This is a genomic window from Paenibacillus sp. XP01, from assembly GCF_057364885.1.
Map to the genome: position 1 here is coordinate 1,082,165 of NZ_CP139481.1, position 13,887 is coordinate 1,096,051.

General features: G+C 52.3%; 11 protein-coding genes and 1 pseudogene. 8 read left to right on the forward strand and 4 right to left on the reverse strand.

What is annotated here, in order from left to right; translation table 11 throughout:
• Nucleotides 1-161 precede the first annotated feature (161 nt).
• A complete protein-coding gene (locus SNR34_RS04950) occupies nucleotides 162-350 on the forward strand; it encodes a hypothetical protein (protein WP_486181302.1) in 189 nt (62 codons plus the stop codon).
• 430 nt (nucleotides 351-780) lie between these two features.
• On the opposite strand, the gene SNR34_RS04955 is transcribed toward SNR34_RS04950, so the two are convergent.
• On the reverse strand, nucleotides 781-1,326 hold the full coding sequence (locus SNR34_RS04955; protein ID WP_486181303.1) for a hypothetical protein: 546 nt from the start codon (nucleotides 1,324-1,326) through the stop codon (nucleotides 781-783).
• A gap of 87 nt (nucleotides 1,327-1,413) precedes the next feature.
• Between SNR34_RS04955 and SNR34_RS04960 the strand changes: the two genes are divergently transcribed.
• Both SNR34_RS04960 and tnpB read left to right on the forward strand, forming a co-directional pair.
• Complete coding sequence (locus tag SNR34_RS04960; protein ID WP_486181304.1) at nucleotides 1,414-1,779, forward strand: hypothetical protein; 366 nt, start codon at nucleotides 1,414-1,416, stop codon at nucleotides 1,777-1,779.
• A gap of 285 nt (nucleotides 1,780-2,064) precedes the next feature.
• Nucleotides 2,065-3,258 (forward strand): annotated as a pseudogene (gene tnpB, locus SNR34_RS04965) (IS200/IS605 family element RNA-guided endonuclease TnpB).
• 273 nt (nucleotides 3,259-3,531) lie between these two features.
• Here tnpB and SNR34_RS04970 read toward each other — a convergent pair.
• Genes SNR34_RS04970 through SNR34_RS04980 form a run of 3 tightly spaced genes read right to left on the reverse strand, consistent with a single transcriptional unit; the run spans nucleotide 3,532 to nucleotide 7,287 of the window.
• Complete coding sequence (locus SNR34_RS04970; RefSeq protein ID WP_486181305.1) at nucleotides 3,532-4,695, reverse strand: Ger(x)C family spore germination protein; 1,164 nt, start codon at nucleotides 4,693-4,695, stop codon at nucleotides 3,532-3,534.
• Complete coding sequence (locus tag SNR34_RS04975) at nucleotides 4,692-6,194, reverse strand: spore germination protein (RefSeq protein ID WP_486181306.1); 1,503 nt, start codon at nucleotides 6,192-6,194, stop codon at nucleotides 4,692-4,694. The genes SNR34_RS04970 and SNR34_RS04975 overlap by 4 nt, the downstream gene beginning before the upstream one ends.
• Entirely contained in the window at nucleotides 6,163-7,287 is a 1,125-nt protein-coding gene (locus tag SNR34_RS04980) for a GerAB/ArcD/ProY family transporter (RefSeq protein WP_339276285.1), read from the reverse strand. Before SNR34_RS04980 ends, SNR34_RS04975 begins: the two co-directional genes overlap by 32 nt.
• 162 nt (nucleotides 7,288-7,449) lie before the next feature.
• Here SNR34_RS04980 and SNR34_RS04985 point away from each other — a divergent pair, with 162 nt between their 5' ends.
• From SNR34_RS04985 to SNR34_RS05005, 5 genes are all read left to right on the forward strand, one after another.
• Entirely contained in the window at nucleotides 7,450-8,379 is a 930-nt protein-coding gene (locus SNR34_RS04985; protein WP_486182397.1) for an NAD(P)-dependent oxidoreductase, read from the forward strand.
• 305 nt (nucleotides 8,380-8,684) lie between these two features.
• Nucleotides 8,685-9,413, forward strand: a complete 729-nt coding sequence (locus SNR34_RS04990; protein WP_236420972.1) for a nuclease-related domain-containing protein — start codon at nucleotides 8,685-8,687, stop codon at nucleotides 9,411-9,413.
• A 521-nt stretch (nucleotides 9,414-9,934) separates the two neighbouring features.
• The gene (locus SNR34_RS04995) at nucleotides 9,935-10,855 is read left to right on the forward strand and encodes a hypothetical protein (RefSeq protein WP_486181307.1); all 921 of its coding nucleotides are present in this window, start codon (nucleotides 9,935-9,937) and stop codon (nucleotides 10,853-10,855) included.
• Between the two features lie 127 nt (nucleotides 10,856-10,982).
• Nucleotides 10,983-12,812: a sensor histidine kinase gene (locus SNR34_RS05000; RefSeq protein ID WP_486181308.1), complete on the forward strand. Its 1,830-nt coding sequence runs from the start codon at nucleotides 10,983-10,985 to the stop codon at nucleotides 12,810-12,812.
• Nucleotides 12,809-13,879, forward strand: coding sequence for a response regulator transcription factor (locus tag SNR34_RS05005; RefSeq protein ID WP_486181309.1), 1,071 nt, complete (start codon nucleotides 12,809-12,811; stop codon nucleotides 13,877-13,879). The genes SNR34_RS05000 and SNR34_RS05005 overlap by 4 nt, the downstream gene beginning before the upstream one ends.
• Nucleotides 13,880-13,887: the final 8 nt, after the last annotated feature.

Consider the following 13,887-nt stretch of genomic DNA (forward strand, 5'->3'; position numbering starts at 1 on the left):
CGATCAGAGCGGTCTTGGACTGGTACTTTCCAGTCTGGGCCGCTTTTTCGTTAAGTTGCTTCACTGAGGCAAGGGGGACGAGCGGAATAGGGATGTGGTATGCTCGTGGAATTTTACGATGGGGGGACAAGCGATGATTCCGATGATCTACGAAATGCAGAATGCGTGCGTGCTGGCAGATGGGGGAACGGTATTCCCTGTATCCGCTCGTCATGGAGCATCCTGCTCAGATCATTCTGATGGCCGATGTGAACGTTCGTTGGCATGATGCTGAATACGGGATCGACAGCGGAGAGGGCCTCTTTTTGCAGCCGACCGGAATGAATCTTGAAGCGGCGGTGCAGGCCTAACGAACATCAGGAACCTTATTTCCAGGAAATGGACAGTCCCGAATTTCTAACGAACATCAGCGAGCTTATATGCACCAAAGTAGGCGATCCGGAGCCGGTTTTGCACGGATAACGTGTCTCAGGTTCTTTAGAAATGATCGCAGGCACAAACAGGCCAAATAAGACGTGTCAGGTTCGTTAAGCCAACTCCGATTCTGGTAACAACAGCCTATACCCATCCAATGAGCCACAGCTCTAATTGGAATGATACGGTGACTATTTTCCTGTTTTTGGATGACGAGCTACCTTGGCGGGTATAGATGATCTATAATAGGGGACCGAGCGGGTTGTCGGGGGTTATGTTACAAGATCAGCGCATGTGCATGCAAAAACAGATTAGACGGGAATGCACCATACCCACCTAATCTGTTTCATGGGCGAATTCGAGCTGTCAACGCACGGACTTGGATGCTTGGGATTCGCCGCTCAGCGTCTGAACCTCTTCCCGAATATAGCGATGATAGTCGTTGAAGCTGTTGATGTGTTGCAGCGCATCCGTTTTGGACGATTGGATCTTGATGCTGCCGTCGTTTGCGACCTTTTTCATTTGGGCAAGAACAGTCTGGGAGCCCAGGATGTCGCTGGACATCTCTTGAATACGCTGCAAAAGGGCAGGATGTCCCTGGTATTGCAGCATTTCAGCCAACGGCCGCATTTCCTCCAGCTTCTGGCTGGAACGATCGAGCACGGTCATGACGCGATCCTCATCGGTGCGGGCGCTTAGGGACACCATGCGGTGAATGTGGTCTTTCTCCATGCGCTCCAGTGCTTCCAAATGGGAAGCTTCCAACCGTTTCAGATCGCCGAAACCTTCGGGCTGGACAACGTCCGCGTTATTTGCCAATGGGGACGGGCTGCGGTCTGTGTTCGTACATCCCCAGAGCAGCGTACAGCAGACGATTACTGCTCCGGCAGTCAACCATGTTCTGGATTTCACCTTGGTCACTCCCTCAATATTTTCCTGAACGTAGTATGAACCGCGTAATGGAAATTATGCGCGCGGGACCGAAAAGGAGGAAATGAGATGAAGCTATACGAGCATCCCCTGATCCGCTGGGGAATCACGCTGTTGTACCCGGCAACAATCTTTTGGTTTAGCAGCTTCGGGCCAATCCTTCATTCATGGGTGGGACCCATCGTCTTTGGGGTTGCGTTTTGTTTTTTGTGGAAGGGGATCAAAGAGTTTTTCATATCCACCGCACTGACGTGGTTGGTCGCCATCCCATGCTGGTGGTATTTTATCGAGGTTCCGAAACCGTCCGCCGGAGCGGAAAATTTTGCGGCGCATTTGTGGCTGATCGTACTGGTCTATATTGGCGTGGTTATGCTCCCGCAGCTGTTGATCCTGACTACGCGCATGAGGATCATGCAGTATTACAACATGCAGTGAGTTAGAGCATGGCTAGGTGCAGATGACTTTTTCCAAGCTCGAAGGGTTAACTCAAGCTATGAAGCGATGCCAGGCCGGGTTCTAATGAAGTTTTGCAAGTTGTGCAAGAGCATCGGGAGGTACATATGAGCCAGAGGAAAAATGAGAAATTGTTCGTTTATCGTTGCAGGCGAGAAGACCCCCTTCTCAAAAGCGTCAGCTTTAGGTGAAGGATGAATCGCCATTTTTTTTCATTCAGAACCGAACATATGTGCTATAATAACTGCAAGAACGGAGGTGTGTGGCATGCTCTTCCATAAAGCATACAAGTATCGGATCTACCCCGATCGTACACAGCAGCAGTCGATCCATCAGATGTTTGGATGTTGCCGTTTTGTGTTCAACTATTTTTGGGACAATGGAAGGATACGTTTGACGCCACGGGCAAGGGCTTGTCGTACCATACTTGTGCCACGCAGCTTCCAGATCTAAAGCAAGAACATCCTTGGTTGAAAAAAACAGATAGTATTGCCCTACAATCGGCTGTTCGGCATGTAGCCGATAGCTTTGATCGTTTTTTCAAGAAGCAGGCGCTGGCTCCACGTTTCAAAAACCGTAAACATCCAGTGCAAAGCTACACTACCCGATACACCAATGGAAATATCGCTGTGAATGGAAATAAGCTGAAGCTCCCCAAGCTGGGGTGGCTGCGGTTTGCAAACTCCCGCCCCTGTGAAGGACGCATTCTCTCGGCGACGGTACGGCGAAATGCCGCGGGGAAGTATTTTGTTTCGCTCGTCTGTGAAGTGGAGATGGAGCCCTTGCCGGGTAACGAAAAATCGGTAGGGATCGATCTGGGACTTCAAACGTTTGCGGTATCCTCCGAGGGTATGCGGGATACTCATCCGAAAGCCTGGAGCCGGTATGAAAAGAAGTTGGCGAGCTGGCAGCGGAGGCTGGCCCGGCGTACGAAAGACGGTTCCAACTGGCAAAAAGCCAAACGGAAGGTCGCCCTGATCCACGAGAGAATGGCGAATATCCGCCATGACTTTTTGCATAAGCTGTCCACCAAGCTGATTCGTGAAAACCAAACGATCAGTATCGAGGACTTAAAGGTGTCTAACATGCTCAAGAATCACAAGCTGGCCAAATCGATCGCCGATGCGTCCTGGAGTGAGTTCAGAAGGCAGCTCACGTATAAAGCGGAATGGTACGGGCGTACCCTCAAGATTGCGAATACGTTTGCTCCGACAAGTCAAACCTGCCATGTATGCGGAGCGCTACACCGAGAGGTGAAAGATCTTTCGGTACGGCAATGGGTGTGCCCATCCTGCGAGACCCTCCATGAATCGGGATGTCAATGCAGCCCGAAACATTAAGGATGTTGCCATATCAATCGTCATATCGCCCGAGAACTGTGGGGACCACAGGGATCGCTTGGTCCACTTCGAACCAAGGGGTTCGATTACCCAAGAATCCCCCACTTCAAGCGAAGGCTAAAGTGGTGGGAGTGTTCAATGCGGGATCTGTTATCAGGCCGGGAGATTCAAGTCCCCTTATTGGGTTATACATGTTCCGTGGCTTTGGCCGATGGCCAGCCTGCTGGTTACCAAGATCGATTCGTTATTCCATGCCTGATGATCTTTGCGGTCCATGCCATATCGTTCCGTCCCAAACGAATACAACACCCCCTGTCATGGCCTTCGTCCAATGAATATGGGGGTGTTTTGCTATTCCTGGATACCGAGCCGATCCGGTATCAACAGGATGAAGCTATACTTTTCTTTTATATTTTCCAGTATATGGGATTGTCAGGTGAATGTCGAGTTTCCGGATGGAGTCTTCATCGATGATCAGCCTGCTCCCGTCGTTGGACAGCTTGCGCCATAGCTTCGGATGTTGGCGGTATAGTTCTTCTTCCAGCCCGAAGATGTCGATCCCTCGCTTCAAGCCGTGGCGGTAGGTTTGCACTATCTGCTCCCGCAGCTTGACCTCGCTCATCGCGACCATTTCGTCATACGAGATAGGCACCAGATATTCGTACAACGCGGTCAGGTACTTGGCTTTGATATCAAACGCAACGTGGTTTCCTTGAACGATCGGTTTGATTTTGATCTTGGGCAGACCAACGCTTAACGCGCCGTAGATTTCGCCGTCCTTTTGCAGGAGCAGGGCAGCCCTTCTCATGTCCTTCCGCAGCCAATGATAGCCCGGAAGCTGGCTATGGGGGAAATACTCGAACGAGGAACCCGACTTTTCGAAAAATGCCCCTTCGATATAAAACAGATCTTGCTTCTTTTCGTTCTCCGTCCAATGGTTGTCATTCAGCGCGATACATGGCAAATAGGTGGTCGTTGCCGGATCGTTGTGCGTGGCGATCAGCTGAAAGCCGAGCACTGGAGGAAAAAGGGATTCTTCCATGTAGCTTGGCAGCGGATTATGGAGAATGCTGTCCAGCGGACTCAAGTTGTAGATGGATGTTGCGCTCAAAATTTTTTCCAAAGGCTCCCGCGTGCCGTATACCCAGACCGTATATCTGGATTCGGGAAAACGCCCCACCATATCAAAAACTTCTTTAATATGTTTGCTGGTCAACACGCTCTCGGCCATGACGATGGAAGTGACGTGTCCCCACGCGATGTGCAGCTGGGATGTTCGGAACAGCTCGTTCAGGGCAAGACTTAGCGTTTTGCCTTCGGCATGGCCGACCCATACCGGAGGCGGCGAAGACGTTTTGCCGGAACCCTCGCTTTTGGCGATGCTTGAAAAATCCAGGGACTGCATGTATAGATGGTACATTCCGTCTTTGTAGTCGATGCCGAATGCTTTGGCGTAATCCACCTGTTGAATTTCGAATGAACTCCAGCACCCGCTTGTAAGAAGACACAGGGACAACGACACCATGCCAAGCAAACTTCTGCGCAGCATATGTTTCATGGCCGCTTTCCTTTCTTGTTCGGCTCCTGCGTTTCCAGATAGACGGGCCTGCGTTTGTTGAACCCTTTAGGCAGCTTGAAGAGCGCCGCGACGGCTTGTTTGAAATTCAGCGGAGTCAATGGCGTCAAGTAGGGAATGCCGAACGATTTGAGGTCTGTCAGGTAGATCAGGAACAGGATCAGTGACAGGATGAAGCCAAAAATGCCCAGAGAAGCGCCGAGCACGTAACAAAGGAAACGCAGTATAAGGACGGAACTGGTCATCACCTGGTTGACGACGGTTGCTCCGGCGACGACGGTGACCGCAATGACGACGATCATCAGCGGCGAGACCATGCCGGCGCGGATGGCCGAATCCCCGATGATCAGGCCGCCAACGACGGTCAGCGTCTGCCCGATCGCGCTGGGCAAACGTACCCCGGCCTCTCTGAACAGCTCCATCAACAGCATGATCAGGAACATTTCCACGCCGGATTCCATAGGCAGCCCCATCCGTCCGACAGAGATGGTGGCGACGAGCGGAAACGGAAGCTGATCCATATGGTACGAAGTCAGCGCGATATAGAAACCCGGAAGGAAGATTGTGGTCAGCAGGCCAAAAAAGCGCAGCAAACGCCCCGTGTTCACCGACAGGAAAGGGAAATTGGCATCCTCCGGCGATTTGAGCAGCAGGAACAGGTTCACCGGACCGATAATGACGCTTGGGTTTCCGTCCACGATCAGAATAAAACGTCCGTTGAGCAAGCATTCGGCGGCAAAGTCAGGTCGCCCCGTATAATGGGTTACCGGGAACAGCGTGACTTTTGAGGGAGACAACAATTCTTCCAGTTGGTTGGCGGTGATAAGCCGTTCGGTCTTGATTTGCCGAAGACGGTTCTGGACATGTTCGATGAGTTCCGGATTGGCAATGTTTTTGAGATACATGAGCGCGACCTTCGTCGGGGACCGCGTGCCGATGACTTCGAAGTTGCAGGCAAGCTGGGCGGTGCGCACACGCGAGCGGATGAGGGCCACATTGACCGCGATCGGTTCGATGAATCCGTCTTTGGCTCCGCGAATGGACACCTCGGTCGAGGACTCGTCCGGGGTACGGGTCGGCATATTCGAGATGTCGATGCTCCATATCGCCTGCAGGGAAGGGATTGCGATGAGCATGTGGCCTTCAAACACGCGAACGGACATCAGTTCGGTGCCGAATGCCGGGTCCTGCAGATCAAGGCGCGTCCATTGGATGCGCACGGCTTTTTCGATATCCGAAACGCGAAGGAAGCGGGTATTCTCGTAGGCATCGACCATGGCGGGTAGAATGGTCTCTTGGATCTCCTTGCTGTTTACCATGCCGCTGCAATAAACCATGACGATTTGGGCAGGAGCGTCCCCGATCATGTGGCTGGCGATGATTACGTCGTCGGAGTCTGAGAAGAATGTTCGCAGGTGATGTTCGTTCAACCGGAATGGTTCGGTGCGGTTATTTGTGTTGGATGGAGTCGTGACTGCCATGATCCGGTACCTCCTTGTCCTTTCGGTGTATGAGCGCTGCCAGGGTCAACAGAATCGTTACGATGGACACGTAAGCGAGCATGGCCGGAAACTGAATGTGTTTTACGTAATAGTCGACATAGTCGATCCGCCACCATTGCATGGCCATTGCGCTCATCATGCAGGCGATGGATAAAATGGCGATGTATCGTTTCTTTGGCTTGCGAATATCCAGAAGGTCCACCATTAAGTAAATGGAGATGGCAAGTCTGGCAAAGGAACCGCTAAGCCATTGGTAAATGGATAGAAAATCAACGTGCTGCAAAAGCTTGCCGATGTTCACGAGCTTCCACTGCTCATAAGGGCTGATGCGCTGCTTGGCGGCTTCCTCGGGACCGAATTCAACGATGGCGCCGATTGTGGGCCCGATGGCCATGCTGAGAATGAACAAACCAAGCAGCAATAAATGCCACCAGCGGATCTTGCCCCGGATGTCATGCTGGAACAGCATGAGAATCCAAATCTCCATCAATCCGGCAAGGGAATAGAACATGCCTCTCCAGACAGGCTCAAATCCGTTTTCCATGAGCGGGAACAGCAGGGAGTAGTCCTTGTACTTCAAGTTGGCGGACGCGACAAAATAACCCAGGAGAATGACGAAGGGCAGCAACAGGCTGGAGGTCATGGCAATCGAGCGAATGCCCTTGGCGGCAGACCAGGCGGCTACGAGCGCTCCGCCCCCGGCCAGAACGTATGGCGGAGTGAACTGAAGGTAGGTCGACACCGTCCAGTTGGTCGTTTCATACAGCGTATGAGTGCCCAAGGACAGCAGCAGAATGACGGCGGTAATCCGAAAAATCCATGAAGGAATGATGCCGAATTCGCGACTGATCCAGTCCGTCAATCGCTGACCCCGAATTCGGCGAACGATAATGAACAGCATGCAAAGGAACAGCATGAAGAGCGGCGCGGCAGCCACGACGGAAAGCCAACCGTCCCTTCCTGCCGTTTCCAGGATCGCCGAAATGGACAAGACGTGGCATACGAGGCCGGCACTCAGCAAAATGATGGAAAAGGACAACCAGATGGTAATCTGGTTTTTGGAGTGGTTCAAGGACGCAGCCTCCTTTCGAAAGAGATCAAGGAAGTATGCGTTAGGATGTGCAGCATATGGAATTTCAATTCCTGCATGATGTATTTAATGTGGAGCGGCTGCAAAGGATGGACGGAAGCGGCCAAAAGCTATAACATTGAACTAAGCAAGTGTTGAACAAGCATCCAAGCAAAACATAGAGAAAATGGGAGGAAACCTGCGATGATCCATTCGAAAACACCTGGCGAGACGCATGTCGGATTTATCGGTACGGGCGTGATGGGCAAAAGTATGGCCCGACATATCCAAAAGGCCGGTTATCCACTTCATGTGTACACCCGAACCGCTTCCAAAGCGGAAGAGCTGGTGAAGGAAGGCGCCATCTGGCATGATACGCCGGCGAGCCTTGCCGCCGCATGTGATGTCGTCATTACCATGATCGGGTACCCGAAAGATGTGGAAGAGATTTATCTGGGAGAGAACGGTTTGCTGGAGAGCGCCAAAACCGGAACGTTTTTGATCGATATGACCACCTCCAGCCCGCTGCTCGCTGAGAGAATCGCGGAAGCCGCGGAATCGAAAGGGCTGCATGTGCTGGATGCGCCTGTATCGGGCGGCGATATCGGAGCCCGCGATGCGAAGCTGTCCATCATGGTTGGTGGCAAAAGGGAAGATTTCGAAGCCGTACGTCCGTTGTTCGAGTGCATGGGAACCAATATCGTGCTGCAAGGAAAAGCAGGGGCAGGCCAACATACGAAAATGTGCAACCAAATTGCCATTGCTTCAGGCATGATGGGGGTGTGCGAGGCGTTGGCGTACGCCAGAACGTCCGGGTTGGACCCCGAAAACGTGCTCCAAAGCATTGCTACGGGAGCAGCGGGCAGCTGGTCGCTCAGCAACCTGGGTCCCCGCATGATTGCAGGCGACTATGAGCCTGGATTTTTCGTGAAGCATTTTATTAAAGACATGGGCATTGCACTGGAATCTGCCAAGGCCATGGGCATGAAAACGCCAGGATTGGCGCTGGCTGAGTCGCTGTATCAGGAAATAGCCCGGAACGGACTCGACGAAAAAGGCACTCAGGTGTTATATACGTATTACTTGCAAGCTTAAAGATTAGCAAGGTCTGTTTCCCGAAAGCATCTTGAACTGGAAAATGAATTGCATCTCTAAAAACGTGTCCTTATAAAAACATGAGGACACGTTTTTTCGCACAAATATGAGTCAAAAGTCACAAAATTGTTTAAATATTCATAGGTATGCGTAAAAAAACCGGGCAAAATCGGAAATTCCCCTTTAATTTTGCCGCGAATCATCCGAAATAAGAAATGAAGGATCTACATACGGTTTGCTCGAATGTATTTACATAATAAACCAGTTTTTTATGATTCATATTCCCTATAGAACGGAGCTTGCCCATGTTCAAGAGAATCCTGTCTCTGTTCAAGACGCAACCAGCGCCGGCCGACAATGTCGCGGTTTCGACACGTTCGCTCAAAGAAAGCGCCCCGGCAGCATTAAGACGTTCCCGCAGCCGGCGAAAGGGCATCGATTCGGAATGGTTAAGTGCCATCGAGGAGCCAAGAACGGCCGAGCGGTTAAACCTTCTGCCGGATGGCTACAAACACCTGAACGACCTGCTTGTGCCCAACTCCAAGTCCCGTTCGGGATATTCGCAGGTGGATCATGTCGTCATTGGCCCGAGGTGCGTATTCGTGATCGAGACGCGCAGCATGACCACAGGGGAGATTCGCGGCGGTCGGCGGGATGCCAATTGGACGGTCAGCACCAGCAAAGTCAAGATGTACAACCCGCTCATGCAGCATCGGGGACATGTTCAGGCCATTCAGGCGCACCTCGGCGATTACGCAGGCATACGAATCGTCTCCGTCGTCACGTTTACGAATCGCTGCCGCATCAGCGTAGACCCGGATGTCCGTTACATGCAATCCGATGAACTGGTCGTCTACGATCACGAGTTGGTAGAAACCATCGTTCGCAAAACGGAAAAACTGGAGACCGAATCTACGGGAAAGGGATATTCGGAACAGGATATTCAAACGATTCATGAGTTGTTGTGCGCGGCCAATGCAACGAACTCCGAGATCCGTGCAGAGCATATGGAGAAAGCCAAAGGGATCAAATAAATTGGGCATCAGCGCCATTCTCTTCAAGGAGAATGGCGCTTTTTTTAGACTATATGAACCGCAAAAAACATGCACACGTTTACGGAGAGGCAGAACCAATCTGGAGAAGCGAAGCGGTCGCTTAAAAGCTTTCTGAAAGAAAGCTGCATCGGAAGCATAGACTGTTCACTGGATTTTCCCTTTGAAAAAGGGGATTCGAAAAAATCTGGGGATAACAGCGATTGGGAGATGGTACTGCACTCGTAGTGACCTAGTGTGATTTATTCTTGCGGTCAACGAAGCTCGATTTGAATGTCGATCGCTGAAAACGCGGTCTGTTTTTCTCTAAAGAAAGGCTTGGACAAGGGTTATCTTATGTAATTCTAATGATCCATGAAATGAAGGAAAGGCCACCGAAAGGCACGGGTACATCGTCTGATATCCTCTGCTAGCAAACTTATGATAGAATGTACACCATGTTTTGGGTATGAACCATGCTTGTTATATGAAAGTGCGTACAACCAAGGACAAGGGGAAGATGAATGATGCAATGGAATCGATCTATCCGTTTAATTGCGGTGGTCAGTGTGCTAGCCGTCATGCTGACAGCATGCGGAGGGAAGGCAAAGGAGACGGATTCGTCTGCTGCAGGGCAAGGCGGGGCAGCAACGGCAGCCGAAAGCTCGAATTCGCCTGCAGCGGGAAATGGAGATTCGCAAGATGTATCAAGTACGTCTGCAGGCACATCCGATTCGGGAACCGGGACTGCGGATGCTGCTGCAGATCAAGGGAAAATCGGCTTTGATTCAACCCTGGAAGAGCTGCAGGAGAAGTACGCAGACCGTCTTGGATACATACGCGTGCCGTTGTCCGATCACCCGGTCCGCCGGGTTAGCCAGAACGATGCAAAAAACATTAACATCGCCAATTACAGCGATGCCGTGGTGGATATGAATACGGGCATACCGATTCATAGCGATTCCCAGCGTCTGATTGACGATGCCTTTCCGTTTTTTACAACGGCACAGGCGCCTGATGTCTCCTATGTGACCTGGGAGGAAGCAACCAATTTGGAGCGGGCGATGGTCAAAACATTGTTTATATCCCGCGAGGGGCTGCTGCTTACCGAGAAAGCCATGAACGACAAGGACTACGCCAGCAGCTCGTTCAGGGATTCCATGAACTTTTTTGAGACTGCGGCGAAATTTGATTCCATGGCTCCCGTCGCCCAGCATCCGTATGACATTACGTTAAGCGAGCATTATGATAAGGCCCGTCAGGCATGGGGCAGGTTGGCCGCCATCGATCCGGAACAGGATGAGACGGCCTTCGCAGAGACCTACAAGGAAGCAAGAACCGCGACCAACAATGCCATGGGTTTGCTTAATATTTTGCTGTCAACGAATGAGCAGGAACGTTTGGAGAACGCACTGGCCGAGCAGGAAGATACTGCGACTCCATAAAATATACCCAACATAAACGGCTCTGACCGAAGATGACACGGTCGGAGTTTTTCTGTTTTTTTGGGAAGGGGTATGGTATCTTTTTACAAGGAAAGCCATGAGGCTCGGAGCAGGGGGATCGGTGCTGATGCTTTGGCGAGGACGTTTTTGGAAACGCTTTAAATTCAGGACGAAGCTGATATTGATTTTATCTGTGGCTACGGTGGTCATCTCGGGATTAACGGGGCTGATCACCTATCGCATCCATATCGACTTGTTTAACGAAGAAGTCAGCCGCCAATACGGATTGACGGCAGAACAGGTGCTGGCGAGGCTCGACTCCAGGGTGAACGACATGTACAAGGTGACGGATTACATCACGCTGAACCCTTCGGTGAAGAACGCCATAAAGGACCAGGTGGCAGGCATTTCCTCGTACGACCAGATGAAGCTGGAGGACGAGTTGGATGACCAACTCTATCAGGTTCGTCTCGATGCGCCGGAAATTATGGGAATCCGCATTTACGACCTGAAGGGAAATATGTTCAATCTTGGCACGTTTGCCGGCTCCTTTCAACAGATGGACCCTGCCTTTTTGGCGGATTTCGTTCATAAGCTGGAGGGAACGGGCGGAGAGTATGTCTGGAACCGCCTGAATAAGGATGCCTTCGCGCAGGAGGAGAAGTCGAACTGGATTATGGCCGGGCGATTGATGAAATCGGTGGACCTGGAAACCTATGGCGTAATGCTGATTTTGTTCAACACGTCCTTGTTCGAATCCTATCTCAAAGACCTGCGCCTGAACGAGGATGTGGCGGCTTATTTGCTGGACGGGAACGGAGAGATGATCTACGCGTTTCGCAACCAGGATGCCGATCCCCCGCCGCTTACCCGGCTGAACATGGGAGCCACGGAGATCCGGGATGAAAACGGGACGACCCATTTGTACACGAAACAGACGTCGGACAAAGCCAAGCTGACGCTGGTGAGCAAAGTGTCCCTGGCCCAGATCCAGCAAAAAGGCAAAATCATCGTGCAGGTGGCCGTCTTTTCGGCGGCGGCCAGCGTGCTGTGCTCCTGGATCATCATCACGGTCGTCAGCCGCAGATTATTGCGCCCCTTGGCCAGACTGGTCCATGCGATGAAGCGGGTGAGGGACGGAAGGTTCGATACACGCGTTCCCGTCGAGACGTCGGATGAGCTGGGATTCATCGGGGAACGGTTCAACGCGATGGCTTCCCGGATCGATACGTTGATCCATGAGGTGTATGAGCGCGAGTTGAGCGAGAAGCAGGCGGAACTCAAAGCTATTCAGGCCCAGTTGAATCCGCATTTCATGTATAACACGCTGAGCATGTTTTTCTGGAAATTTTATATGCTCGGGGACGAGCAATCCGCCCGCTTGGTCACGGCGCTGTCCGAAATGCTTCAGTATACGTTGGAGCCCGTCCATAAGATGACCACGCTGGAGAACGAAATGACGTTAATCAACCATTATGTGCAGATTCAGCAGGCGCGGTATCCCGAGGAATTATCGGTCGTCATTTCCGTGCCGCCAAATCTGCATCACTGCGAGATGATCCGGCTGCTGCTGCAGCCTGTTGTGGAAAATGTCTTTGTGCACGCATTTGCAAACCAAAAGAACAACCGCCATTTGCACATTCGTGCCCGGATGAAGGATGCGCAACCAGGCGAGCCGGAGATGCTTATCATTGAAGTTGAGGATAATGGTTGCGGCATGGATGAAAGGACGATCGAGCGCATTATGGCTCCGATGGAAGAAGCCGGGGAAGAGCGCCAGCATATCGGCATGCGCAGCGTTCTCCGGCGCATCGAATTGATTCACGGGGAGCCTTACGGGGTTCAGATTGAATCCGGCGGCGCGCGGCAGGGAACGCTGATTCGTCTTTGCCTGCCGTACCTGACGAATCAGGTGGAAGGGGAACATATCGAACAAGGAGGCGAGACGATACAGTGAATGGACGTATGCTGGTAGTCGATGACGAAGCCTTGATCCGTCAGGGCCTGGTTCATATGGTGGGCAGCAATCCGCTGGGCTGGGAAGTCGTGGGCGAGGCCGCGGACGGGGAGGAGGCCATGCAGGTCGTGGACCGCTGCTCGCCCGATCTGATCATCACGGACATCAACATGCCGGTGATGAACGGGCTGGACTTGGCCGAGCGTCTTCATGACCGCGGCCAGGACGTCATGATCATCATTTTGACCGGATACCGGGAATTCGAGTATGCACAGCGCGCCATTCGTTATGGCGCCATTGAGTTTCTGCTCAAGCCGTTCTCTCTGGACGAAGCGTGCCGGGTGCTGCGCAAAGCGTACGACAGGTTTCGCCGCAAGCAAGCCGATTTGCACATCATGAACCAATTCAATCAACAGGAACGGATCGAACGATGGAAGACGGAGTTGACGGGGCTGCTGCTCAGCAGGCAGCTTGAGACCCTGGAGGCGCGTGTCGGGGAATGGCTGGACGAGGCCTCGCGCATGCCGCTGCCGGATGGCAAAGCCGAAATTCACAGGCTGCTGCAGGTCATGGAAGACATGCTGACGCAGCACTTCAATTTCAGGGAGCCTGCGGATGGCGCTGCCAGAGGAACGGATCCATTACTATGGATGCACTCCATGCCGGAGGTGGTGGCGTGGTCCCGCCGAAAGAGCGAGGAGTGGCTGCACCTGCTGGAGCGCCTCCTGAGGGAACAACAGGATCATGTCGTTACGCGGGTCATGAACTACGTCGACGTGCACTATGCCGGAAGCTGCACGCTGCAAACCGTCGCCGCCCACGTCCATGTGACTCCCAACTATCTCAGCCACCTGTTCAAAAAGGAAACCGGCGAAGGATTCAGCCAGTATGTCAGCAAGCTGCGGATCGAGAAGGCCAAGCTGCTGCTTCAGAACACCCGCCAGAGCATGGCGGCCATCGCGGAACAGACCGGGTTCGATAATTCGAGCTACTTTACGACCGTATTCAAACAGTTGACCGGGTTATCTCCGCGGGCCTATCGCAAGCAGCATGGCCGTGAAGGATAGGCAGAGCT